Raw genomic sequence first — 24,662 nt, forward strand, 5'->3', positions numbered from 1 at the left:
ACGCTCTTCCGATCTGGCGTGCCGGCCGCCGGCGCGGCGTGGGCGGGCGCGGAGGGCGTCGACGAGGCGTCCGGGCCTGATCCGGCCGCGCAGGCCGCGAGCCCGGCCGCCGCCGCGGCGACCGGCGCGGCGGTGAGGAACCGGCGACGGGACAGATCGACGGGGCTGTCGTCACTCACGCCCGGCCCCCGATGCGCTCGCTCATCACGTCGGCTCCCTCCGGGACAGCTGGCTGTCCGCCGCCCAGTATCTCGACCGCCCGCGGATGCGCGCGCCGGGCCCGGCAGCCCAACCGTACGGGCGCCCGTGCCGCCCCACCGCGGGCACCGACTCACGGAGATGCCGACTCGCGGAGATGCCGACTCGCGGAGACGTAGTACCCGGTGCGGTCGGAACCGGCAGGCGTGGTTACTCTTCCTCCGTGTCGGACAGGGCATCGTCCCGAACTCATCGGGCGGCGGGCACCTCCCGCCGCGGCCTGCTACTGGCCGGCGCCGCGGTGGTCGTCATCGCCGGCGTCGCCATCTGGTTCATCGCGGCGGGCGGCACCGGGTCGAATGCCGGACCGGTGCCGGCGGCGGCCGGGGGTGCTCCGGTCGCCGCGTCGATCCGGTCGGCGAGTCCCCAGGCCGACGCCGCGGCCGTGGGGCCGGAGCCGGGCGGTGACGTCTACGCGCACGCCCACGCCGGGATGCTCAGCCCGGTCGTCCGCGACGATCCGGCGCTCGTCTACGTGCCGAACCTGGGCGACGGCACGGTCACGGTGATCGACCAGCGAACCCTGCGGGTGGTGGGGTCCTTCGCGACCGGACGGGAGCCGCAGCACGTGGTCCCCTCCTGGGATCTGCGGACCTTGTGGGTGAACAACAACAGGGGCAACAGCCTGTCCCCGATCGATCCGCGCACCGGCCGCCTCGCCGGACCGGCGGTGCCGGTCGCGGACCCGTACAACCTCTACTTCACGCCGGACGGCGCGTACGCGATGGTCATCGCGGAGGCGAACCACGACATCGACTTCCGCGACCCGCACACGATGGCCCTGCGCCACAGCCTGGACGTGGGCACGGCGTGCGCCGGCGTCAACCACGTCGACTTCTCCGTCGACGGCTCCTATGCGATCGCGACGTGCGAGTTCGCCGGCCGCCTCGTCAAGATCGACGTCCGGAAGCAGACCGTGCTCGGATACCTCGACCTCGGGCGTGACGCAGCCCCGCAGGACATCAAGATCGATCCAGCGGGCAAGGTCTGGTACGTCGCTGACATGAACGCCGACGGCGTCCACCTCATCGACGGCGACCGCTTCGTCAAGGTCGGCTTCGTCCGGACCGGTCCCGAGACACACGGCCTGTACCCCAGTCGGGACGGGCGGTTCCTCTACGTGGCGAACCGCGGCGGCGAGATGGCGTCGATGTCGCCGCCTTTCCCCCATCACGGCGACCAGGGCTCGGTCTCCGTCATCTCCTTCGCCACCCGCGCGGTCGTCGCGAACTGGCCGATCCCCGGCGGCGGGACGCCGGACATGGGCAACGTCAGCGCCGATGGCAGCCGGCTGTGGCTGTCAGGCCGACGCAGCAACGTCGTGTACGTGTTCGACACGGGCGGCCCGGATGGCACCGATCCCGCCGCCGGGCACCTGCTGACCAGGATCCCCGTGGGCCGCGAGCCGCACGGCCTCACCGTCTGGCCGCAGCCCGGCCGCTACTCCCTCGGCCACACCGGCATCATGCGCTGACGGGCGCCGGCCCCCGCCGCCCGCTGCCCGTCCTTGACGCCGTCCCGTCGAACGTCCGGGTGGACACGAGACCCCGGCGCCGCATCGACGGCGAGCGGTGCGACGGCGTGAGCGCAACAGAGTACGGCACGAGCCCGTGTCGGCGCCCGATCGCCCGGGGTCATGTCGCTGCCAAAGTGGCAGGTCAAGCACGCCGGCACACCCGTTGTGCAAAGATAGGCCGGCATGTCACCCGGAAGCCACCGGAAAGTGCTATTCGGTTGCTTTGCCGGACCTTAGGCGTTTTGCTCTGAGACGCCAAGGACAGACCCGCAAGATTGGTCGTACCCGGACAAAAAGGGAGGCCGCCTTGTCGTCTCGATGGAGCGCGAGGAGACGTGCGCGGAGATCACACCCCGGCGTCCCCACCCTGGAGGCGACACGCACCCCGTCGCCGCTGGTGCCCGCCGCGGTGTCCTGCCGCCGCCCGCCGATCCGGCGCATCGAGGTGGACGGCGACTGGCGCCGCTGCGGCGCGGGTGAGGGTGGCTGCGGCGTTCTCCTCCCGCTCAGCCAGCTCGTCTGCCCGCGCTGTGGACAGACGAACCGGGAGGACCTGCTGCCGCTGAACATCCGCCGCCTGCTCCCCACCCACGACGCGTACGACCACGCCGTGGCGGTACTGCGCGGCACCTGGGCCGAGGCCGCCATGCCCACGTGGACCGGCGGACCCGAGACGCTCGCCATCACCGCAGGGGCCTCCGGTGAGACCGAGCCGGTTGGCGGCGCACCGACCGGCCTCCCGTTGGCCGCCCCCTCGGCCGACTGAGCCGACTAAGCCGACCAGGCCGACCAGGCCGCGTCCTGGGTTGTGACCATCCCGGCCGCGGGAGCCGGGCCCGCCCAGGAAATCCCCGCCGCGTCGCCCGCGACGGCGACCGCGAGGTGCGTCAGCAGGTCGCGTTCGGCGGGTACGGCGGGCAGGGCGGTGGCGGCGGCGGACAGCCGGCGCCGGTGGTGAGAAAACCGACCGCGGCGACCGTGGCGACCGCGAGCATGACGCGGCCGCGCCGCGCGGGCGGCGCAACGGATGAATTTCTGACAGGTGGGCGCATTGTTGTTTGACCTTCCCGACGTTCCGCCATCCCGATCGGATTTTTTGTATCGGATCGATCAGCAATAGCGAAAGCGACGCGCCGGGGGGCGTCGACAATCATGAAAATCTCGCCACAACAGTGTTCCGGGTAAGGAGGAACATCGACCCACGGTCCACGCCAGGCCGACCAGAGGCCCGGAATCAGCCCACTTCCGTCGACGGACCAAGGCCCTGGGAAGACTGGACAAGCCAGTCGCACCAGGCATCCACACCCGCGCCGGTCCGGGAACTGAGCATCCGCACGCCCACTCCTGGATGGACGGCGTCGAGATTGCGCCGGAACGCCGGCAGATCAAAATCGAGGTACGGCAGCAGGTCAATCTTGTTGACCAGGACGAGATCGACCGCCCGGAACATTACCGGATATTTGAGCGGCTTCTCCTCCCCCTCGGTGACCGAGAAGACCATGACCCGCCGGTCCTCGCCGACGGCGAACTCGGCCGGGCACACCAGGTTCCCGACGTTCTCGATGAGGACCAGGTCGAGATCGGCGAGCGGCAGCCGGGGCAGCGCCGAGGCGATCATCGGCGCGTCCAGGTGGCACTCGCCGCCGAAGCCGTTGCCCGTGTTCACCAGGCTGATCGACGCGCCGAGCCCCGCGAGCCGGTCGGCGTCGAGGCTGGTCTCGATGTCCCCTTCGATGACGCCGATCCGACGGCGCGGCGCCAGCCGGCGCAGCGTCTCGACGAGCAGGGTGGTCTTGCCGGCGCCGGGCCCCGACATCAGGTTGACGACGGTGACACCGGCCGCGTCGAACGCGTCCCGGTTCGCCCGGGCGGCACGCTCGTTCTCGCCGAGGATCCGCTCCAGTACCTCGACCCGCTCGGTGGCGGTTCCGTACCGCGAGTGATCCGGGTGCGGATGGTCGTGATCGGTCCCGTGGGCGTGGAATCGGCCCATCTCATGCCTCCACCGGCTCCGTCGCCACCTCGAACGAGACGACGAGGAACTCCTCGCCGCTGACCAGCTCCACATCGGCCCCGCCGCAGCCGGCGCAGCGCAGCACCGGCCGGTCGAGCTCGCTGTGGGTCCCACACGCGCGGCAGCGCACGACCGCGGGCACGCTCTGGACCTCCAGCACCGACCCGGCCAGCGGATCGACCGAGTCGTCCTGCATCAGGCGCCAGCAGTAGGCGAGGGTGTCGGGCACCACCTGGCGCAGGGCGCCGACCCGCAGCCGCACCCGGATCACCCGTCTGCCGGCGGCATGCCGGCGCACGATGTCCGCGACCGAGCGGCACAGCGACAGCTCGTGCATCGCCGTTGCACCTCCCGCTCCCGCCGACAGCGGACCCACTGTCACCGCCGCCGGCGGCCAGCGGCAAACGTCACCCCGCGTAGGTGGCAGCCTCCGCACACGGCCCATCGGTGACGGCGCCGTGGCGACATAGCGTCGCCGCCATCGGCCGGCAGACGTCGGGCCATCCGAGGAAGGACCATCGATGTCATCCGTGCTCTGGTTGCAGGGCGGGGCGTGCGGCGGCAACACGATGTCGTTCCTGAACGCCGCGGAGCCCACCGTCATCGACCTGATCAGCGACTTCGGTCTGGACCTCGTCTGGCATCCGTCGCTGAGCCCGCAGGAGGGCGCGCAGGCCCGCGCCCTGCTCCAGGACTGCGCCCAGGGCACCCGGCCCGTCGACATCCTCGTCTTCGAGGGCTCGGTCATCCGCGGCCCGGACGGGCGGGGGACGTTCAACGAGTTCGCCGGGCGGCCGATGCAGGACTGGCTGCGCGACCTGACCGCCCAGGCGCAGGTGGTGGTGGCGCTCGGGGACTGCGCCGCCTGGGGCGGCCTGCCGGCGACCGAGCCGAACCCGACGGACTCGACCGGCCTGCAGTTCCACCGGCGCGTCCCGGGCGGCTTCCTCGGTTCGGGGTTCCGGTCGCGCTCGGGCCTGCCCGTCGTCAACGTGCCGGGCTGCCCGGCCCATCCGGACTGGATCACCCAGATCCTGGTGGCGCTGGCCACTGGCCGAGCCGCCGACATCGAGCTCGACGACCTGCACCGGCCGAAGACGTTCTTCACCTCGTTCACCCACACCGGTTGCAGCCGCAACCAGTACTTCGAGTACAAGCAGTCGACGCTGTCCTTCGGGGACGGGACACGGCAGGGCTGCCTGTTCTACGAGTTCGGCTGCCGCGGGCCGATGACGCACTCCCCCTGCAACCGGATCCTGTGGAACCGGCAGTCGTCGAAGACGCGGGCCGGCATGCCGTGCATCGGCTGCACCGAACCCGAGTTCCCGTTCTTCGATCTCGCCCCGGGCACGGTGTTCCGCACCCAGAAGGTCGCCGGGGTGATCCCGCGGGAGGTGCCCGAGGGCAGCGGCCACGCCACCTACCTGGCCCAGGCCGCCGCCTCCCGGGTCGCGGCCCCGCCGTGGTCGAAGAAGGACATGTTCGTCGTCTGATCCGGACGACGACCCGCGTCCACCACACGGCCGGCACAGCGCGACCGGCACCGCACGGCACGACCGGCACAGCACCACTGGCACAGCACGACTGGCACAGCACGACTGGCACAGCCGCGAGAAACGACAGGGAGAGGTGCGCGGGCGATGACGACCGTCGATCTCAACGTCAGCCCGATGGGGCGGGTGGAGGGCGACCTCGACGTCCGGGTCACGATCGACGACGGAGTGGTCAGCTCGGCCTGGACCTCGGCGGCGATGTTCCGCGGCCTCGAGATCATCCTGCGGGGCAAGGACCCGCAGGCCGGCCTGATCGTCACCCCGCGGATCTGCGGGATCTGCGGCGGCAGCCACCTGTACAAGGCGGCGTACGCGCTCGACGTCGCCTGGCACACCGAGCTGCCCCCGGGCGCGACGCTGGTCCGCAACATCGCGCAGGCCTGCGAGACGCTGCAGAGCATCCCGCGCGGCTTCTACGCGCTGTTCGCCATCGACCTCACCCACCGCCGCCATGCCGCAAGCCCTCTGTACGAGGAGGCGGTGCGGCGGTTCACCCCGTTCACCGGTTCCAGCTACGGCCCGGGGGTGGTGTTGTCCGCGGCGCCGGTGGAGATCTACGCGATCTTCGGCGGCCAGTGGCCGCACTCGAGCTTCATGGTGCCCGGCGGCGTGATCGGCGCGCCGACACTCGCGGACGTGACCAGGGCGACCGCGATCCTCGAGCACTGGCGCTCGGAGTGGCTGGAGAAGCGCTGGCTCGGCTGCTCGGTGGACCGCTGGCTGGCCAACCGCAGCTGGGCGGACGTGCTCGCCTGGATCTACGAGAACGAGTCCCAGCACGACAGCGACTGCGGCTTCTTCCTGCGCTACTGCCTCGACGTCGGTCTGGACCGCTATGGCCAGGGCACCGGCGACTACCTGGCGTCCGGCACGTACTTCGACCCGGAGCTCTACGCCCGGCCGACGATCGAGGGGCGCGGCGCGGCGCTCATCAGCCGCTCCGGCGTGTACGCGGACGGCGCGTATCACCCGTTCGACCAGGCCAGGGTCCGCGAGGACGTCACCCACTCGTACTACCGGGGCAGCGCCGCGCACCATCCGTTCGAGGGCGAGACGGATCCGATCGATCCCGAGCGGGGCCGGGAGGCGGGCAAGTACAGCTGGGCGAAGTCGCCCCGCTACGACGTTCCCGACCTGGGCGTGCGGCCGCTGGAGGCTGGCCCGCTGGCCCGCCGTGTCGCCGCCGCCGCGCCGGACGCCGCCGCCCATCAGGACCACGACCCGCTGTTCGGGGACATCCTCGCGACGATCGGACCGTCGGTGATGGTCCGCGTCCTCGCCCGGATGCACGAGGCGGCCCGCACCTACCGCTGGGTCCGCGGCTGGCTCGACCAGCTTGACCTGCACGCGCCGTTCCACGTTCCGGCGCCCGAGCTCGCCGACGGCCGCGGTTTCGGCGCGACGGAGGCGGCCCGCGGGTCGCTCGCGGACTGGATCGTCCTGGAGCGCGGCAGGATCGCGAACTACCAGGTCATCACGCCCACCGCCTGGAACATCGGCCCCCGTGACGGGGACGGGACCCCCGGCCCGATCGAGGCCGCCCTCGTCGGCACCCCGGTCGCCGATCCCAGCGACCCGGTCGAGCTCGGCCATGTGGCCCGCAGCTTCGACTCCTGCCTGGTCTGCACCGTGCACGCCTTCGACGGCCGCACCGGCCGCGAACTGAGCCGCTTCACCCTGGGCGAGTCCGCTTGACCCGGGAACCGGCACGGACGCGGGCGGGGGTCCCCTCTTCGGCGGCCCCGTCTCCAGCGGCCGTGTCACCGGCCGTCCCGTCGCCGGCGCGGCGTTTCGACCCGCCCGGCGTCACCCCGCCGACCTGCGCCGCGGCCGTCATCGGCTGCGGGAACCCGCTGCGCGGCGACGACGGGGTCGGCCCGATCCTCATCCGGCGGCTCGCCGAGGCCGGTGTCCCCGCCGGCGTGCGCCTCGTCGACGGCGGCACCGCCGGCCTGGACACGGCCTTCGCGATGCGCGGGGCCCGGCGGGTGCTGCTCGTCGACGCCGCCCGCACGGGGGCCGCCCCCGGCACCGTCTGCCGTGTCCCCGCGGCCGAGCTCGTCGACCTGCCGCTGCACCTGCCGCAGCCGCACGCGGTGCGCTGGGACCAGGCGCTGGCGTTCGGGCGCTGGCTGCTCGGCGAGGACTACCCGAGGGACGTCACCGTCTACCTGATCGAGGCCGCGACGCTCGAGCCCGGCGCCCCCCTGAGCCCGCCCGTGCTCCGCGCGCTGGAACGGGTCCGCGGACTGATCGTCGACGAGCTCGCCGGGGAGGCCGGCCATGGCTGAGACGTTTCCGCGCCTGGCGCGTCCGCAGCCGGTCGGCGTGTTCCCGCTGCCCGCTGGATTCCTGCTTGTCCCGGACGGGGAGGACACCGCCGGGGTGCGCCGGTCGCTCGCCGCCGGCCGGCGGCCGGACGCCTGGCCGGCGCGGCTGCGCCCGCTGGAGCTCGCCTACCGGGGCGAGATCGCCGCCGCGGCCGCCGCCCTCGACGGCGACGATCCCGTGACCCGCTACAACCGGTTCGTGCTGCGCCCGCAGGACGCGCGGGACGAGGATCCGGCCGCGGTGCGCGCGGCGCTCGGCCCGGAGCTGGGCGCGCTTGTCGACGTGGTCCGCTTCGCCCTCGGCGAGCTGGCCGAACCGCCGCCGACCGACGCCGCCACCGGGGAGGTCGCGGCGCTCGTGCACGCCGCGCGGGCCGCGCACGCCATGGCCGCCGACCGGCCGGCGGACGCGGCGTCGTCGCTGGGGCTCGCCATCGACGAGGCGGCGCGGGCGGGCGCCGCCGGACTCGCCGCGCAGCTGCTGTCCACCGCCGCGGACCTGCGCCGGGCGGTCGAGGGACCGACCGACGCCGTGCTCGCGGGGCTCGCCGCCGCCGCCGACGCGCTGGACGGCACCGACCTCGCGATCGCCCGCGCCGAGCTGCGCCTGGCCCTCGGCTCGGCCCACCAGGAACGGGCCGGCGAGGACCCGGAACACCTGCGTCACGCCGCCGGGCAGTACCTGGCCGCGCTGCGGCTGGTCAGCGTGGACAGCGCACCCGAGGTGTTCGCGTCCGCGCAGGTCAACCTGGCCACGGCCTACCTGGCGATGCCGATGCGCCAGGCGTCGGACCAGCTGCGCGTCGGGGTCGCCATCGCCGGCCTGCGCACCGCGCTCGGCGTCTACACCGCGCGGGCCCACCCGCGGCACTGGGCCAGCACCCAGCTGAACCTGGCGAACGCCCTGGTCGGGGTGCCGTCGGGGCATCGGCGGGACAACCTGGTCGAGGCCGTCGGCCGCTACCAGCAGGTCCTCGCCGTGCGCGATCCGCGGACCGACCCCCTCGGCCATGCCCGGGCCCTGGCCGGTCAGGGCAACGCGCTGGCCCACCTCGGCGCGCTGGACAAGGCCGCCGGGGTCCTCACCCGCGCCCGAGCGGCCTTCGAGCGGTGCGGCGCCCACGACGAGGCGAACGCCGTGTCCGGCCTGCTCACCGAGGTCGCCGCCCGCCGTGGCACCGGCAACGGCACGTGAGGCCGGCGGCCCGCCGCCAGCGAAAGGAGCATGACGCGATGTGCCTGGGCATCCCGGGACGGATCACCGAGATCTGGGACGACCGCGGCACCCGGATGGCGCTCGTCGACTTCGGCGGCGCCACCCGCACGAGCTGCCTGGCCTATCTGCCCGGCGCCGCCGTCGGCGACTACACGATCATCCATGCCGGGTTCGCGCTCGCCGTCGTCGACGAGGAGGCCGCGCATCGCACCCTCGCGACGTTCCGCGAGCTCGGCCTGCTCGACGAGATGCGCCGCCAGCTCGCCGCGCCCCGCGAGCGGGAGGCACGGCGGTGAGGTACCTGACCGAGTTCCACGACCCGGAGCTGGCGCGGCGGCTGCTGGACGACATCGCCGCCACCGCGACCCGTCGCTGGACCCTGATGGAGGTCTGCGGCGGCCAGACCCACTCGATCATCCGGCATGGGCTCGACCAGCTGCTCGCCGAGCAGGTCGAGTTCATCCACGGCCCCGGCTGCCCGGTGTGCGTCACCCCGCTGGAGATGATCGACCGGGCGCTGGCGATCGCCGCCCGACCCGAGGTGATCCTCTGCTCGTTCGGGGACATGCTCCGGGTCCCAGGTAGCGCCAGCGACCTGTTCACGGTGCGTGCCCACGGCGGCGACGTCCGGGTCGTCTACTCACCGCTCGACGCCGTCGGGCTCGCCGAGGCCAACCCCGACCGCCAGGTCGTGTTCTTCGCGGTCGGCTTCGAGACCACCGCCCCGGCGGCCGCGATGGCGGCGGTCACGGCGCGCCGGCGCCGGCTGGCGAACTTCTCCATGCTCGTCAGCCACGTGCTGGTGCCGCCGGCGATGCGGGCCGTCCTCGGCGCGCCCGACAACCGGGTCGCGGCCTTCCTCGCCGCCGGCCATGTGTGCACGGTGATGGGCACCGCGCAGTACGAGCCGCTGGTCGCGGCGCACCAGGTGCCGATCGTCGTCACCGGCTTCGAGCCGCTGGACCTGCTCGACGGCGTCCGCCAGGCCATCGGGCAGCTCGAGACGGGCCGGGCGGAGCTCGTCAACGCCTACCCCCGGGCGGTGCGCGCGGAGGGCAACCCGGCGGCGCTGGCGATGCTGCGGGAGGTGTTCACGGTCTGCGACCGCGCCTGGCGGGGCATCGGGGTGATCCCGTCGTCCGGCTGGCGACTCGCGCCCGACTGGGCGGACCTGGACGCGCAGACCCGCTTCGACGTCGCCGGCCTGACCGTCGCCGAGTCGGCGCACTGCCACAGCGGTGCGGTGCTGCAGGGCCGGCTGCGGCCACCGGACTGCCCGGCGTTCGGCACCCGCTGCACGCCGCGCCACCCCCTCGGCGCGACGATGGTCTCCGCGGAGGGCGCCTGCGCCGCCTACTACCAGTACCGACGCCTCACCCCGGCACTGTGACGCCGTGGCCGATCTGACCGGGGCCGACGTGAGGCGGTCCGCCCTCACCGGAGCCGACGTGACCGGAGCCGACGTGACCGGAGCCGACGTGACCGGAGCCGACGTGACCGGGGTGGACGTGGCCGGGTGGAGCTGTCCGATGCCGCTGCGCGACTACCCCCGGATCGTGCTGGGCCACGGCGGCGGCGGCACGCTGTCCGCCGAGCTCGTCGAGCACCTCTTCCTGCCCGCGTTCGCCGCCGCCGGCACCGTGCCGCCGTGCCCGGACACGACCTTGGCACCGCCCGGCCGGGGATCGGCGGCGCCGGACACGGACCCGGCGTCGGTGGACGCGGCGGTGGTCGAGGTCGGGGGGGCGCGGCTGGCGTTCACCACCGACTCCTACGTCGTGCGGCCGCTGTTCTTCCCCGGCGGGTCGATCGGCGAGCTGGCCGTCCACGGCACCGTCAACGACCTGGCCTGCCGGGGCGCGCGGCCGGTGGCGCTGTCCTGCGGGTTCATCCTCGAGGAGGGGCTGGAGCTCGCCGTGCTCGACCGGGTCGCGCGGGCGATGGGCGCCGCCGCCGCCAGCTGTGGGGTGCGGCTCGTCACCGGCGACACGAAGGTCGTGGAACGCGGCCGCTGTGACGGCCTCTACGTGAACACCAGCGGCATCGGCCTCGTCCCGGCCGGGGTGGACGTCCGACCCGGCCGTGTTCGGCCCGGGGATCGGATCGTCCTGTCCGGACCGATCGGCGAGCACGGGATCGCCGTGCTGAGCGTGCGCGAGGGTCTGGAGTTCGGCGGGGACGACGTCCGTTCGGACACCGCGCCACTGCACGGCCTGGTCGCCGCGATGCTCGCCGCGAGCACCACCGGGGTGCACGCGATACGCGATCCCACCCGTGGGGGCCTCGCGACCGCGCTGGTCGAGATCGCCGCCGCGGCGGGCGTCGGTGTGGAGTTCACCGAGTCGGCCGTGCCGGTGCCCCCGGCCGTCGAGGCCGCCTGCGGCTTCCTCGGCCTGGACCCGCTGCACGTGGCGAACGAGGGCCGCCTCGTCGCCTTCGTCGCCGACGCCGACACCGACACCGTCCTCGCCGCCATGCGCGCCCACCCCGCGGGCACCGGCGCCACCGTGATCGGCACCGTCACCGCCGGGCATCCCGGCCTCGTCGCCGCCCGCACCGCCTTCGGCTCCACCCGTGTCGTCGACCGCCCCCTCGGCGAGCACCTCCCCCGCATCTGCTGAGCCCGCGAGCCCGGGCGGCCGGGCGGCCGGGCGGATCCTCGGGGAGGTCGTGGCCGCCGAACGAGACGTCAGGATCCGGCGCTGATGCGCACGACGCAGTAGTTGGCGGCCAGGTAGACCTCGCGGCGGCCGCCCGGGTCGAGGCGGACGGTCGGGGCGTCCTTGGTGGCGGTGGCGATGTCGACATCCTCGCCGGAGGCGACGTCGCGCAGGACGAAGTCGCAGGTCTCGTTGCCGTTGAAGTCCCGGACCTCGACCTCGACGGCGGCGGGCGCGGTGAACGCCGTGCTGTCGCCGTTGTGCGCGATGGTGAACGGCAGCGTGGCCTCGCCCGCGCCGGGGATCGCCGCGAGCTGGCAGCCGGGATCCGGTGGGGTCACGTCGAGCGCGAAGTCCCCCGTCTGGTGGATCTGGTAGGTGGCGTTCTCCTCGTAGACGGTGTCGGACGTCGCGGTGAAGCCCGGCGGGTTCTCCCCGGGAACCGGGCTGACGACGCAGCCCTTGTCGTCGCCGTCCTGCTTGTCGGAGATCTGCAGCCGCCACGGTCCGGTCGCCGTGTAGGTGAAGGTGGACGAGCCGCCGCCGTCCTCGTCACCGCCGCCGCGGGTGAGCAGCACCACGGTGATGCCGGCGGCGGCGAGCACGACCACCGCGACGCCGATCGCGAGCAGCCTCCTCCCCCGCCGGCGACCCGATCGCCGCCCGGCCCCGCCGGCGGCTCCGGGGCCGTCCGCCGTGCCCGCGTCGCCACCGGACGGAGAGGCCGCCGAGCCGACGGTCCCGATCCCGGAGATGTTCCACGGCGGTGTTCCCGGCGTCCCGGTGACCCCGACGGCGCCGGGCGTCGTACCGTGACCGCCGGCGCCCACGGCGGGCGACGGGATCGACGGCGGGGGGCTGTCGATCGGCGACGGGGTGTGGACCGTCTCCGGGATCGTCGCGGGCGGCATGGCCGCGGCGAGCGAACGGCCGCCCGTTCCCGAGCCGGGCCCGGACCCGGGCGCCGCCGGCGAGCCCGGCGCGGGCGGGGAGACGGGCATCCCCGACGAGCCGGGCGCGGGCGGGGAGACGGGCAGCGGTGAGCCGGTGCCCGGGCCTGGCGGGAGCGAGGACGAGGCGTCCGCGGGTCCGGCGGGGGGGAAGAGGTCGGGCCCCAGGGCGTCGACCAGCGCGGCGCGCAGGACGGCGGCGGTCGGGCGCTGGTGGGGCTCCCGGGACAGCGTCTGGCGGACCAGGTCACGTAGCGGCGCGGCGATGCGGGTGTAGTCGACGCGCGGGTCCTCGTGGACGATCCGGTAGGTGATCGCCTCGGGCGGGCCCTCGCCGTAGGGGGGCCTCCCGGTGGCGGCGTAGCCGATCAGTCCGCCCCAGGCGAACAGGTCCGAGGCGGCGCCGAGCTCGCCGGTGGTGATCTGCTCGGGCGACAGCCAGCCGGGCGTCCCGATCAGCGTGCCGGTGACGGTGAGCTGACCGGCGTCGCGCACCGCGGCCACGCCGAAGTCGATGACGATCGGACCGCCCGCCGTCCACATCACGTTCGACGGCTTGAGGTCACGGTGGATGAGACCCACGCCGTGGATGGAGACCAGCGCGTCGGCGAGCCCGGCGGCCAGGCGCAGCTGGTCCGCCTCGGTGAGCGGGCCCTGCCGGGCGACGTGCTGTTCCAGGGTCGGGGCCGCGAGGAACTGGGTGGCGAGCCACGGCGGCTCGGCGGTGATGTCGAAGTCGAGCAGCGTCGCCGTGTGCCGGCCGCGCACCCGGAAGCAGGCCTGCAACTCGCGCTGGAACCGCACCCGGAAACTGGGGTTGTCCGCCAGCTCCGATCGGATGATCTTCACGGCGACCTGGCCGAGCGGGCCGTCGCCGAGGTAGACGACGCCCATCCCGCCGCCGCCGAGCCGGCCGAGCAGGCGATGCGGACCCACCTGGACGGGATCGCTCAGGCGAAGGGCAGCGACCGCCACCGGCTCCGGGTCGGTGGACATCGTGCGATCTTCTCCCCCCGGACGCCGCCCAGGCTCCGGGCGGCGCCAGTACGCGCGACCACCGGCGGCGGGCGTCACGGTGACAAATCATCTGGATCGTAGCGACCATGCCTGCCGCGTCCCACAGCCGTCAGGCATCCGACGAGCGTCGGGGTGCTGGTGGACGGCCTCCGTGGCCTTCACCCGCTGGTTATCCACAGCGCCGCGCCGGGCGCGAAGGGACCACGATGACCGTCCACAGCCGCCAACCGGGTGCCCTGGACCGTCCGAGGGTGCCCGTAGGGTGGCGTACGTGACCATGTCGCCCGGCACCGCGGTGCAGCCCTCCGACGCCGCCGGCTCCACGCAGGAGGTACTGCAGCGGGTCTTCGGGTACGACGCGTTCCGCGCGGGCCAGCGGGAGATCATCGAGCATCTCGTCGGCGGCGGTGACGCGCTGGTGCTCATGCCGACCGGCAGCGGCAAGTCCCTGTGCTACCAGATCCCGGCCCTGGTCCGCCGAGGCACGGGCGTCGTGATCTCCCCGCTGATCGCCCTGATGCAGGACCAGGTCGACGCGCTGCGCGCCCTCGGCGTGCGGGCCGGCTTCCTCAACTCCACGCAGGACTCGGGCGAGCGGCGGGCGACCGAGGGGGCGTTCCTCGCCGGTGAGCTCGACCTGCTCTACCTGGCTCCGGAGCGGCTGCGTGTCGAGGCGACGGTCCGGCTGTTCGACCGGGGCGAGATCTCGCTGTTCGCGATCGACGAGGCGCACTGCGTCGCCCAGTGGGGGCACGACTTCCGGCCCGACTACCTGCTGCTGTCCATGCTGCACGAGCGCTGGCCGGCGGTCCCGCGCGTCGCGCTGACCGCCACGGCGACGCCGGAGACCCACCGGGAGATCACCGCGCGCCTGGGCCTCGCCGGCGCCCACCACCACGTCGCGGACTTCGACCGGCCGAACATCCAGTACCGGATCGTGGCGAAGAAGGAACCGAAGGCGCAGCTGCTGGACCTGCTGCGCACCGAGCACACCGGCGACGCGGGCATCGTCTACTGCCTGTCCCGGGCGTCCGTCGAGAAGATCGCCGAGTTCCTGGTCGGCCAGGGCATCCCCGCGCTGCCCTACCACGCGGGGCTCGACGCGCGGGTCCGCGCCGAGAACCAGGCCCGCTTCCTGCGTGAGGACGGCATCGTCATGGTCGCGACGATCGCCTTCGGGATGGGCATCGACAAGCCGGACGTGCGCTTCGTGGCCCACCTCGACCTGCCCAAGTCGGTGGAGGGCTACTACCAGGAGACCGGCCGAGCGGGGCGGGACGGCCTGCCCTCCACCGCGTGGCTCGCCTACGGCCTGCAGGACGTCGTCCAGCAGCGCCGGCTCATCGACTCCTCCCCCGGCGACGCGGCGCACCGCCGCCGGCTCGGCACCCACCTCGACGCGATGCTCGCCCTGTGCGAGACCGTCGAGTGCCGCCGGGTCGGGCTGCTCGCCTACTTCGGCCAGCGCGGCGCCCCGCCCTGCGGCAACTGCGACACCTGCCTGACCCCGCCCGAGTCCTGGGACGGCACGGTCGCCGCGCAGAAGCTGCTCTCGGCGGTGCTGCGGCTGGACCGGGAGCGCCACCAGCGCTTCGGCGCAGGCCACATCATCGACATCCTGCTCGGCCGGCGCACCCCCCGCGTCGAGCAGCAGCAGCACGACGGCCTCACCGTCTTCGGCGTCGGCGCGGACCTGCGCGAGCTGGAGTGGCGCGGCGTGGTCCGCCAACTGCTCGCCCAAGGCCTGCTGGCCGTGCAGGGCGAGCACGGCACGCTGGCGCTGACGCCGAGCAGCGCCGACGTGCTGCGCGGGGACCGCGCGGTGGCGCTGCGGCGCGAGCCCGAACGGCCCGCGCGGAGCTCGGTGCGCGCCGAGCGGGGCGACGGAGCCGGCGGTGGCCGGTCGTCCCGGCGGGCGGCACCCGTCGAGCTGCCGGCCAGCGCGGCACCGGTCTTCGAGGCGCTGCGGGCGTGGCGCGGCGGCACCGCGAAGGAGCAGGGCGTCCCCGCCTACGTCATCTTCCACGACGCGACGCTGCGCGAGATCGCCGCGCGCCGGCCCGCCAGCCTCGCCGACCTCGCCGCCATCAGCGGCGTCGGCGAGAACAAACTCGCGAAGTACGGCCAGCACATCCTCGACGTCCTCGGCGAAGCCGGCCCGGACCCCGCGGAGCTTCGCTAGGCTTTTTCGGGTCGATCTTCCGCCCCCCGCGAGGAGCGATCCCGCATGCCGGACTGGCGTTCCCACCCGTTCGCCGCCGATTTCCGCGTCCACGAACTGCACACGCGCAGCGAGGCGGCCGCCCGGGTCGACTTCGGCGAGATGATCGGTCATCTCGTGGACGCGCTCTATCCGCAGGCGCGCGAGCCGGGCACGCGCCCGCCCTGCGGCGGTCCGGGTCCCGCCCAGCGGGACGCCGTCTGCCGGCAGTACGACGGGCGGCTCGTCATCTGGCAGACCAGGTACCTGCTGCCCCGTGTCGGCGACGCCTACCTGCCCCAGATCCGGGCCTCCTACCTGCGGGCCCGCGTCCACGCCCGGGAGCACGGCGGTTCCCTCGGCCGCTGGGTGCTGTGCGTGCCCGGCCTGCTCGACCCGCGCCTGGCCCGGTGGTGGGAACAGTGGCGCCGCGAGCAGCGCGTCGCCACCGGAACGGACATCGACCTGTGGGACGCCCCCGCCCTGCGAACCCGCCTCGGCCGCCCCGTCGCCAAGCTCGTCCGCGCCGGCTACTACTGCCGTCCCGGCGCGCCGCAGTTCGGCTGGGCGCAGCCGTCGGACGGCGCTGACGCCGAGGGTGGCGCCGCCGCGGCAGCCCGGGCCTTCCCACCGGGTGGCGCGGGCGAGCCCTGGCGCGGCGGGGCGACGGTGCGGATGGCGGGACGCTCCTGCGTGCTCGACGGCGATCCGGTGGAGCGGCGCGGCGGGGAGGGCGCCTGGCTGCTGCGGGAGGGAGCGGCGTCGCTGGTCGGCACGACACCGCGCCCGGTGTGGTTCCGCCAGGTGCTGGTCCGGCGGCCAGGCGACCGCGCGGACGCCCAGCTCGCCGCCGTGGACGGGCAGCTGCGCCTGCTCGCCGAGATCGGTGGCCGATCCGGCCTGCCGGCGCTCGTCGCCGGTCACGTCACCCCGGCGGAGGGCGTGCTGCTGTCCGCCCGCCCCCCGGGGCGCACCTGGCGGGAGGTGTTCGGCCCGCCGGCGCCGCAACGCCGCCGATCGGCCCGTCCGCCGGCCCCACCCGCCGGACTGGCGCGCCACCGCCCGGGCGGGACGACCATCGCCCTGCTGCGTGCCGCGGCCGGGGCCGGCGACGCGCTCGCCGCGCTGCACGAGTCCGGGCACAGCCATCGGGCGGTGACCCCCGACGCGGTGGTGCTCCCGCCGGTCTGGGGCTCGCGAGCGGCGGGCGCGTCCATCCTGCGTGACCTGGGGCTCGCCACGGTGACCCGCCGTGCCGGCGAGGGCCCCGCCGAGTACCGCGCGCCGGAGCAGGAGCTGTTCGGCCTGCACGGCCCGCGCGTCGGCCTGCGTACCGACGTCTTCCGGCTCGCGGCGATGGCGTACCACACGCTGTCCGGCGTCATGCCGACGTGCGGGGGCCCGGCGCCGCTACGCGGCCTGCGGCTGCCGTTCCCCGTCCCGCAAACCCTCGACGAGGTGCTGCTGCGCGCGCTGGACCTGGATCCGGCACGCCGGCCGGCACGGATCCGCGTCCTCGCCGACGCCTTCCGCCTCGGCGCCCTGCACCTGACCCAGGCCAGCCGCTAGCCCGTGGGCGCGGCGCAGACCGTGGAGCGGGCGAGAGCGAGGATCGCCGCGGCCGTCGCCGGGTCGGGGGTGACGCCGTGATGCGCGAACCGGCCGGGGATGCGGGTGAGGGCGAGCTGGTCGCCGCCCGCCGGCAGATCGTCGACGCAGATGTGGGCGCCGTCGTCACGCAGGACCGTGTCGGTCTGGCCGCCGGCGAGCGCCGGGAACCGGGTCCGGAAGGTGGTGGCGAACGCGCCCGCCGCCTCGGAGTCGTGCACCAGGTCGAACGCGCCGGTCCGGGTCGCCGCGGCCGCCGCCGGCGCCGCGGAGGTGGACGCCGGGCCGGCCGACCCGCCCGAGCCGCCGCAGGCCGTCAGGACGGCGGCCAGCATGACGGCCACGGCGGGTGCTCGCCACTTCGTCATCGGCTTCCCCTGCTCCCCGCGAGATTCGTGGAAGAGCCGAGGTTAGTCCCCGACCACACCGGCACATCGGGCGGGGCCCGCCGCGGCATCGACCACTCGTCTCGCTCCGCACCGGGACCATCGTCGTTTTCCCGTTGATCGAAACAGCTCGGACACATCGGGTCAGTAATGGGCAAGTCGGTTGGACGAGCCCACTAGCAGTCTGGTTGCATGACAACGCGACGGAGGTAGCCGAAAGCGGGAGGGCCCCGCCCGAGAGAGAGCAGTAAGGACGGGATGACGACGCGAGCCCGAGAACTGTTCCAGCGGTCACGCACGCTACTCGGCAACTCCCGGGAGGCCGCCGCACAGTTGCTGTCGCCTTCCTCGTCCGCGCCACCCAATTCTCACCCAAGAAACTCACCACGCCCGTCGGTTTCGCCGCGTTCGGCGGCACCCGCCCATTCCACGCCCGCGTCCCGGCCCTTCAACCCGCCGCGGCGCGCCGTCTCGCCGGCATCGCCGACGCGGACGGATCCCACGACCGAGGGCGCTCTTCCCCGGGCCGCGGCCCCGGTCCAGCCGCCCGCGCCGGCATTGACCGCTGCGCCGACCCCGACCGGTGCCGAGGCGGCGGGAACCGCTACGACGCCCGCGGTGAGCGCCGAGGCGCTGTCGGCGATCTGCTCCGACGTCGCCCTGCGCGACCTGAACCTCGTCGACTCGCTGCTGTCGCTGCTCGAGGAGCTGGAAGCCCGCGAGCAGGACGCCGAACGGCTCGCCGAGCTGTACCAGCTCGACCATCTGGCCGCGCGGCTGCGCCGCAACGCCGAGAACCTGCGAGTACTCGCCGGGCGGGACGCGAGCGACACCGCCGCGGAGACCACCCCGCTCGTCGACGTGATCCGCGCGGCGATGTCGTCGATCGACCACTACTCGCGTGTCACCATCGGCCGGGTGGTCCCCCTCGGCGTCGTCGGGTTCGCCGCGGAGGACGTCAGCCGCCTGCTCGCGGAGCTGCTCGACAACGCCACGAAGTCCTCCCCACCGACCACGCCGGTGCGGGTCGGCGTGCACCTGACCGAACAGGGCAGCGCGCTGCTGCGGGTCGAGGACGAGGGCATCGGCCTGCCGCCCGAGCGCCTGCACCTGTTCAACGACCGGCTGCGGGCCGCGCCGATCCTCGACGACGACGCCGTGCGGCACATGGGCCTGGCCGTCGTCGGCCGGATCGCCGACCGCCACGACATGCGCACGTGGCTCACCCGGCGCCATCCGCACGGCACGACCGCCTCGGTGCTGCTGCCAGCCGCGCTGCTGTGTGAGCTGCCGGAGACGAGCTGGTCGGGCACGCGGACGGTCACCGCACCGGTCGTCGCCGCCGTCGACCCGCAGGGCCCGCCCGCGGCCCCGACGATCGCGGGGCTGCCAAGCAGGCGGGCGAGCCGCCCGTCCGCGCGGTCACGGGTCGCGGGGGCCGGTGGGCCGGCGCGGCTCGCCTCCGCCGCGCCGACGCTGCGTCCGGTGCCGAGCCCGGCGGACGCGCCGCCGCCGAGCGATGGCACCACCTCCAGCGGTCTGCCGCGTCGGGTGTCACGCAGCCTGAAGGACGCCACTGGCCCGCGCGTCCTGCTCCCACCCACCAGCCGTGCGCCCGCCGATCGCGCACCCGCCGATCGCGCGCCGACCGACCAGCGACCCACCGACCCACCCGCCGCCGAGCCGCCGCCACCCACCGACCAGCCATCCACCGACCGCACGGCCGACCATGAGCGCCTGCTCGCCGATTTCGACGCCTTCAGCCAGGGGGAGCAGGCCGCACACGACGAGCAACGAGGGGCCTGAGGACAGCCGTGACGGACACCACCAGCGAACAGGGACGCGACGACTTCACCTGGCTCGTCAACGACTTCGTCGGCCGGGTGCACGGCGTCGCGCACGCCATGATCATGTCAGCTGACGGGCTGTCGCTGGCCGCGTCGGACTCGGTCGGCCTCGTCGAGCGCGAGCAGCTCGCGGCCATCTCGAGCGGCATGCTGAGCCTGGCCCGCAACAGCGCGGCGCTGTTCGGCCGGGGCACCTGCGAACAGATCATCGTCCGGCTCTCCGTCGGCTACCTGCTGTTCATGGGCATCGATGCCGGGGCGGGCCTGGCGGTGCTCACCGACGCCGACTGCGACATGAAGGTCGTCGGCTACGAGATGACCCAGTTCGTGCTGCACGCCGGCCACGCGCTGACCCCGCAGGTCCGGGTCGATCTGCGCCAGGTCCTCGCTGGCCGGCAGCTGTGAGCCGAGTACCACGAGCGACGGGGGGCGAACGCACGATGGCTCAGGACAGCAGTGTGCCGGGAGCGACGGCCCGCGCGCCGCGGCGACGCAGCCGGCGGGTGCGCCCCTACGCGCTCACCGGCGGGCGCACCCGTGCCCGCCACCACCTGCTCGTGGAGACGATGATCTCGGTGCCGCGCTACGACCCGGCGCTCAGTGCCTCGCTGATGCCGGAGTCGAAGGCGCTCTACGAGCGGGCCCGCGGCCAGCTGTCGATCGCGGAGCTCTCGGCGATGCTGTCGATCCCGCTCGGCGTCGTGCGCGTCCTCATCAGCGACCTCGCCTCCCAGGGCGCCGTGTTCATCCACCCCACCGCGAACGCCTATCCCCATGACCGCGGCGTGCTGGAGCGGATCCTGCACGGGCTGCGGGAGCTGCCGGTCTGAACGGCGACGCCGCCGGCGGGCCGCACGCATCCGGCGGCGGGCCGGCGATCTCCGCCAAGATCGTGATCGCCGGTGGATTCGGGGTCGGCAAGACCACCCTGGTCGGATCGGTGTCGGAGGTGCCGCCGATCAACACCGAGGCGTGGATGACGGAGGCCAGCGAGGGCGTCGACGAGCTGCCATCCGGTGGGCGCAAGACCACGACGACGGTGGCGATGGACTTCGGCCGGATCTCGCTCGACGCCGGGCTCGTGCTCTACCTGTTCGGCACGCCGGGCCAGTCGCGGTTCTGGTTCCTGTGGGACGACCTGTCCCGCGGTGCGCTCGGCGCGATCGTGCTGGCCGACACCCGGCGTCTCGACCAGTCCTTCGCGGCGGTGAACTACTTCGAGCACGACTCGCCGGTGCCGTTCATCGTCGCCGTCAACCTGTTCGACGGGCGGCTGTGGCATGACCTCGGCGACGTCCGGGACGCCCTCCAGCTGCGCCCCGACATCCCGCTGATCACCTGTGACGCGCGGGATTCGGCCTCGACCGCCGAGACCCTGCGCACGCTCGTCCGGTACGCCATCTCCCTGGCCTGAGGAGTCGCCTTCCATGCGCAAGATCCTGATCGTCGGCGCCGGCCAGTCAGGCCTGCAGCTCGCGCTCACGCTGCGCGAGCATGACTACGACGTCACGGTGATGTCGGCGCGCACGCCGGAGGAGATCCGCTCCGGCCGGGTGATGTCCACGCAGGCGATGTTCCACACGGCACTGCAGACCGAGCGGGACCACGGACTGAACCTGTGGGAGGCCGAGACGGTCGGCATCCAGGGGCTGGGGGTGTCCATCGCCGGGCCGGACGGCGCCCGGGCGCTGGACTGGTTCGGCCGGCTCGACCGTCCCGCGCAGTCCGTCGACCAGCGGGTCAAGATGGCCGGCTGGTCGGAGCTGTTCGAGGAGCGCGGCGGCAAGCTGATCATCTCGGGGGTGACGACGTCCGACCTGAACTCCCTCGCGGAGCTGTACGACCTCGTCATCGTGGCGGCGGGCAAGGGGGAACTGGTCGGGCTGTTCGACCGGGACGCCTCGCGCTCGCCGTTCAGCGCGCCGCAGCGGGCCCTGTCGCTGGCCTATGTGCACGGCCTCGCGCCCCGGCCGGAGCACCCCGACTCTCCCGGCGTCCGGTTCAACATCGTGCCGGGCGTCGGCGAGCTGTTCGTCATCCCGGCGTACACCCTGAGCGGGAACTGCGACATCCTGTTCTTCGAGGGTGTTCCGGGCGGCCCGCTGGACTGCTGGGACGATCATCCCGCGCCCGCAGCCCACCTGGGTCGGCTGCTGGACCTCGTCCGGACCCACGTGCCGTGGGAGTACGAGCGGTGCGGCGACGTCGAGCTCACCGACGCGAACGCGACCCTCGCCGGCGGCTACACGCCGGTGGTGCGCCGCCCGGTCGGCGAGCTGCCCTCAGGCCGGGCGGTGCTGGGCATGGCGGACGTGGTCGTCGCCAACGACCCGATCACCGGGCAGGGGTCGAACAGCGCCGCCAAGTGCGCGACCTCCTACCTCGCCAGCATCCTCGAGCACGGCGACCGGCCGTTCGACCGCGAGTGGATGCAGGGTGCCTTCGATCGCTACTGGGACTACGCCCAGCACGTCACCACCTGGACGAACGCGCTGCTCGGGCCACCTCCGGAGCACGTCGTGCAGATCCTCGGCGCGGCCAGCGCGCACGAGACGGTGGCCCGGCGGTTCGTCAACGGCTTCGACGACCCGACGGACTTCCGGCAGTGGTTCCTCGACCCTGCCGGCGCCGCCGAGTACCTCGCCACCCTCTGACTTGACATCCTCCGACTTGACATCCTCTGACGTAGCCACCACCCGCCACCCCCGCCATACCTCGGAGGGGGTGGCCCGTTCGGGTACCTCCGGGCCGGGGTTCGCTCCCCGGGCGACGCGCGCTCTCCACGGCCCGCGGTGCGCGAGAAAGCGCAGGTCAGAGCCACTTTTCGGGGTGCGCGCCGGGAATTGCCAGCAGTCGACATAGCAGTCCCCTACCGATATCGCGACCGATTCGCACAACCCGTCACCTCGCCGTGTCAGATCTCACAGCGCCTTTCACCTCCATGACTCCCGAGTGAGCATGGGGTAATTCCAACGCCGATCACCAATAACCGACGGCGCCGGAACCGCTGAACACAGATGGTGAAGAGGTGATTCATGAGTGCGACGAGAGCGCAACCAGTCGGCGAGCTTGTCGACACGGCGTGTTATCCCATCACCGAACCGGCACGTCCGCTCTGGCGAAACATCGTCTCGCGGGCCCGACATGATCTGCGCACAGACGGCTGCTGTGTGCTGCCCGGCTTCATCCATCCAGGCGCTTTCTCCTCGCTGACCACCGAATGTGCGTCCGTCGCCTCGCTGGCCTATGACCGCGTCGAGGACGTCAACGCCTACAACATTCCGATCGACTCCGCGCTGCCCGCCGACCACCCCGGCCGCCACATCATGCGGCGCGGCAACGCCTTCGTCGCGCGCGACCAGATTCCCGGCGGCTTCGCCATCCACCGGCTCTACCGCAGCGAGGCGTTCCAGCGATTCGTCGCGGCCTGTTTCGGCCTGCCCCGGGTGCACGAGCTCGCCGACCCGCTGGCCGGCCTGTGCCTGAACGTGATCTCTCCCGGCCTCGAGCATCCCTGGCACTTCGACACCAACGAGTTCGCCGTCAGCATGGTGACCCAGGCCCCGGAGCACGGCGGCGCGTTCGAGTACTGCCCGAACATCCGCACGGCGCAGGCGGAGAACTTCGCGGACGTGCGCGCCGTGCTGGCCGGCGAGGGCGACCGCCTCGTCCGCCGGCTCACCCTGCGCCCCGGAGACCTTCAGCTCTTCCTGGGGCGCTACTCGATGCACCGGGTCACTCCGGTGCGCGGCGCCGCCGCCCGGCATTCGGCCATCTTCGCCTACACCGAGCGCGCGGGCGTCATCGGCAGCCTCGAACGCACCCGGCAGTTGTTCGGCCGGGTCCTGCCCGAACACCGCGGCGTCGAGGCCAGCGCCGTCCGGGTCGACGCCCTGCTCGACTGAGCACAACCCGCCCACGCCTCGAGGAGGAGAGCGTCCGCGTGCATTCCGACGACGTCAACCCCACCGACGCCACCGTCAACTCCACCGCCGACGCCGCCGCCGCCGAGACCGAAGTCTCCGCCGCCATTGCCGGCATGGGCGCTATTCCCGCCACCCCGGCCGCGCACGCCGTCCCGCCGGCCGCGAACCGGCGCATGGTGCGGGCGCAGGGGCAGTCCAACGGCGTGCACAAACAACGGGAGGTCTCCGCGCCCGTCCCCGCCGCACCCGGCGGCGCGGCCCGTGACGGGGCGCACCGCGAGGGCGCGATGCGCTTCGACGAGACCGGCAAGGTGTCGCTCGACCACATTTACACCCAGCCCGATCCGCACGCGTACTTCAGCACGCTGCGACGTCTCGACTACGTCATTCCCCAGCTCGCCAGACCGTTCTTCAGCCAGCTGATCGAGGAGCGTCGGGCCCGGCTGCGCCGCCCGCCGACCGTGCTGGACGTCGGCTGCTCCTACGGGGTGAACGCGGCGCTGCTGCGCTGCGGCCTGACGATGGACGACATGTACGACCGGTACGGCGAGCGGGACGGCGAGGCCCCGGACCGCGCCGTCCTGCTGGCGCACGACCGAGAGCTCGTCCAGGCCCGCCAGTCGCGGGCCACGCCCCGGTTCGTCGGCCTCGACAGCTCGCGGCCGGCGGTGTCCTACGCCCGGGCGGCCGGCTTCCTCGACGACGCCGTCTGCGCCGACCTGGAGGAACGCGACCCCACCGAGGCCGAACGCACCGTGCTCGCCGGCGCCGACTTCGTCGTGTCCACCGGCTGCATCGGCTACGTCACCGAACGCACCATCGACCGGATCGCCAGTGCCTCCGAGCGCTCCGACCGCCCGTGGATGGCCCACTTCGTCCTGCGGATGTTCTCCTTCGACCCGTTCACCGAGGTCCTCGACGCGCTCGGCTACGACACCGTGCACGTCGAGGGGGTGTTCCCGCAGCGCCGCTTCGCCTCGGCCCAGGAGCAGCAGCAGGTCCTCGACACGCTCGCCGCCGTCGGCGTCGACCCGCGCGGTCTGGAGAGCGACGGGTGGCTGTACGCGCGGCTGCACGTCTCCCGGCCGCGGCGCGCCCCCGCCCGGCGCACCGCCCGCGCGGGCCACCCGGCCGACTCCCTGATCGGGCGGCCCGGCTGACGCCCGCGCCGCACGATTCGA

Annotated in this window: 22 protein-coding genes; 18 read left to right on the forward strand and 4 right to left on the reverse strand. The window is 73.6% G+C overall.

Going from position 1 to position 24,662, the window contains the following annotated elements:
• Positions 1 to 421: 421 nt before the first annotated feature.
• On the forward strand, positions 422 to 1,732 hold the full coding sequence (locus AC6EXY_RS28435) for a YncE family protein (RefSeq protein WP_101831142.1): 1,311 nt from the start codon (positions 422 to 424) through the stop codon (positions 1,730 to 1,732).
• Positions 1,733 to 2,081: 349 nt separating this feature from the next.
• Positions 2,082 to 2,540: a hypothetical protein gene (locus AC6EXY_RS28440; RefSeq protein WP_133150622.1), complete on the forward strand. Its 459-nt coding sequence runs from the start codon at positions 2,082 to 2,084 to the stop codon at positions 2,538 to 2,540.
• Between the two features lie 468 nt (positions 2,541 to 3,008).
• Here AC6EXY_RS28440 and hypB read toward each other — a convergent pair whose 3' ends face one another.
• Together hypB and AC6EXY_RS28450 are read right to left on the reverse strand one after the other, a co-directional pair.
• Positions 3,009 to 3,767 carry a hydrogenase nickel incorporation protein HypB gene (gene hypB, locus AC6EXY_RS28445; protein WP_101831144.1) on the reverse strand — a complete coding sequence of 253 codons (759 nt, stop codon included), beginning with the start codon at positions 3,765 to 3,767 and terminating at the stop codon, positions 3,009 to 3,011.
• A gap of 1 nt (position 3,768) precedes the next feature.
• Positions 3,769 to 4,125 (reverse strand): hydrogenase maturation nickel metallochaperone HypA, encoded by a 357-nt coding sequence (locus AC6EXY_RS28450; RefSeq protein ID WP_101831145.1) that lies wholly within the window; start codon positions 4,123 to 4,125, stop codon positions 3,769 to 3,771.
• Between the two features lie 184 nt (positions 4,126 to 4,309).
• On the opposite strand from AC6EXY_RS28450, the gene AC6EXY_RS28455 reads away from it, so the two are divergent.
• From AC6EXY_RS28455 to hypE, 7 genes are all read left to right on the forward strand, one after another.
• Positions 4,310 to 5,281: a hydrogenase small subunit gene (locus tag AC6EXY_RS28455; protein ID WP_101831146.1), complete on the forward strand. Its 972-nt coding sequence runs from the start codon at positions 4,310 to 4,312 to the stop codon at positions 5,279 to 5,281.
• A gap of 147 nt (positions 5,282 to 5,428) precedes the next feature.
• Positions 5,429 to 7,036: a nickel-dependent hydrogenase large subunit gene (locus AC6EXY_RS28460; protein ID WP_101831147.1), complete on the forward strand. Its 1,608-nt coding sequence runs from the start codon at positions 5,429 to 5,431 to the stop codon at positions 7,034 to 7,036.
• 62 nt (positions 7,037 to 7,098) lie between these two features.
• Positions 7,099 to 7,632: a hydrogenase maturation protease gene (locus tag AC6EXY_RS28465; protein WP_101831148.1), complete on the forward strand. Its 534-nt coding sequence runs from the start codon at positions 7,099 to 7,101 to the stop codon at positions 7,630 to 7,632.
• On the forward strand, positions 7,625 to 8,866 hold the full coding sequence (locus AC6EXY_RS28470) for a tetratricopeptide repeat protein (RefSeq protein WP_101831149.1): 1,242 nt from the start codon (positions 7,625 to 7,627) through the stop codon (positions 8,864 to 8,866). Before AC6EXY_RS28465 ends, AC6EXY_RS28470 begins: the two co-directional genes overlap by 8 nt.
• Before the next feature lie 38 nt (positions 8,867 to 8,904).
• Entirely contained in the window at positions 8,905 to 9,183 is a 279-nt protein-coding gene (locus AC6EXY_RS28475; protein WP_101831150.1) for a HypC/HybG/HupF family hydrogenase formation chaperone, read from the forward strand.
• Positions 9,180 to 10,277 carry a hydrogenase formation protein HypD gene (hypD, locus tag AC6EXY_RS28480; RefSeq protein ID WP_101831151.1) on the forward strand — a complete coding sequence of 366 codons (1,098 nt, stop codon included), beginning with the start codon at positions 9,180 to 9,182 and terminating at the stop codon, positions 10,275 to 10,277. Before AC6EXY_RS28475 ends, hypD begins: the two co-directional genes overlap by 4 nt.
• A gap of 58 nt (positions 10,278 to 10,335) precedes the next feature.
• Positions 10,336 to 11,508: a hydrogenase expression/formation protein HypE gene (hypE, locus tag AC6EXY_RS28485; protein WP_243407359.1), complete on the forward strand. Its 1,173-nt coding sequence runs from the start codon at positions 10,336 to 10,338 to the stop codon at positions 11,506 to 11,508.
• A gap of 68 nt (positions 11,509 to 11,576) precedes the next feature.
• Here hypE and AC6EXY_RS28490 read toward each other — a convergent pair whose 3' ends face one another.
• Positions 11,577 to 13,493, reverse strand: coding sequence for a serine/threonine-protein kinase (locus AC6EXY_RS28490; protein WP_101831153.1), 1,917 nt, complete (start codon positions 13,491 to 13,493; stop codon positions 11,577 to 11,579).
• Positions 13,494 to 13,791: 298 nt separating this feature from the next.
• On the opposite strand from AC6EXY_RS28490, the gene recQ reads away from it, so the two are divergent.
• Together recQ and AC6EXY_RS28500 are read left to right on the forward strand one after the other, a co-directional pair.
• On the forward strand, positions 13,792 to 15,696 hold the full coding sequence (gene recQ, locus AC6EXY_RS28495) for a DNA helicase RecQ (RefSeq protein ID WP_499818505.1): 1,905 nt from the start codon (positions 13,792 to 13,794) through the stop codon (positions 15,694 to 15,696).
• A 45-nt stretch (positions 15,697 to 15,741) separates the two neighbouring features.
• On the forward strand, positions 15,742 to 17,283 hold the full coding sequence (locus tag AC6EXY_RS28500; protein ID WP_499818503.1) for a protein kinase family protein: 1,542 nt from the start codon (positions 15,742 to 15,744) through the stop codon (positions 17,281 to 17,283).
• On the opposite strand, the gene AC6EXY_RS28505 is transcribed toward AC6EXY_RS28500, so the two are convergent.
• Positions 17,280 to 17,690: a hypothetical protein gene (locus tag AC6EXY_RS28505; protein WP_499818502.1), complete on the reverse strand. Its 411-nt coding sequence runs from the start codon at positions 17,688 to 17,690 to the stop codon at positions 17,280 to 17,282. The two genes, AC6EXY_RS28500 and AC6EXY_RS28505, sit on opposite strands and share 4 nt — an antisense overlap.
• Before the next feature lie 636 nt (positions 17,691 to 18,326).
• Between AC6EXY_RS28505 and AC6EXY_RS28510 the strand changes: the two genes are divergently transcribed.
• The 7 genes from AC6EXY_RS28510 to AC6EXY_RS28540 all read left to right on the forward strand — a co-directional run bounded on the left by AC6EXY_RS28510 (position 18,327) and on the right by AC6EXY_RS28540 (position 24,641).
• The gene (locus tag AC6EXY_RS28510; protein WP_279354603.1) at positions 18,327 to 19,514 is read left to right on the forward strand and encodes a sensor histidine kinase; all 1,188 of its coding nucleotides are present in this window, start codon (positions 18,327 to 18,329) and stop codon (positions 19,512 to 19,514) included.
• An 8-nt stretch (positions 19,515 to 19,522) separates the two neighbouring features.
• Entirely contained in the window at positions 19,523 to 19,960 is a 438-nt protein-coding gene (locus tag AC6EXY_RS28515; protein WP_499818501.1) for a roadblock/LC7 domain-containing protein, read from the forward strand.
• Positions 19,961 to 19,995: 35 nt separating this feature from the next.
• A complete protein-coding gene (locus tag AC6EXY_RS28520) occupies positions 19,996 to 20,385 on the forward strand; it encodes a DUF742 domain-containing protein (protein ID WP_101831158.1) in 390 nt (129 codons plus the stop codon).
• On the forward strand, positions 20,382 to 20,969 hold the full coding sequence (locus AC6EXY_RS28525) for a GTP-binding protein (protein WP_499818504.1): 588 nt from the start codon (positions 20,382 to 20,384) through the stop codon (positions 20,967 to 20,969). The genes AC6EXY_RS28520 and AC6EXY_RS28525 overlap by 4 nt, the downstream gene beginning before the upstream one ends.
• 13 nt (positions 20,970 to 20,982) lie before the next feature.
• The gene (locus tag AC6EXY_RS28530) at positions 20,983 to 22,209 is read left to right on the forward strand and encodes a styrene monooxygenase/indole monooxygenase family protein (protein ID WP_499818500.1); all 1,227 of its coding nucleotides are present in this window, start codon (positions 20,983 to 20,985) and stop codon (positions 22,207 to 22,209) included.
• A 381-nt stretch (positions 22,210 to 22,590) separates the two neighbouring features.
• Positions 22,591 to 23,460 (forward strand): HalD/BesD family halogenase, encoded by an 870-nt coding sequence (locus AC6EXY_RS28535; protein ID WP_499818499.1) that lies wholly within the window; start codon positions 22,591 to 22,593, stop codon positions 23,458 to 23,460.
• Positions 23,461 to 23,498: 38 nt separating this feature from the next.
• Positions 23,499 to 24,641, forward strand: coding sequence for a class I SAM-dependent methyltransferase (locus tag AC6EXY_RS28540; RefSeq protein WP_499818498.1), 1,143 nt, complete (start codon positions 23,499 to 23,501; stop codon positions 24,639 to 24,641).
• The last annotated feature ends 21 nt before the right edge of the window (positions 24,642 to 24,662 follow it).

The organism is Frankia sp. RB5, from assembly GCF_059816245.1.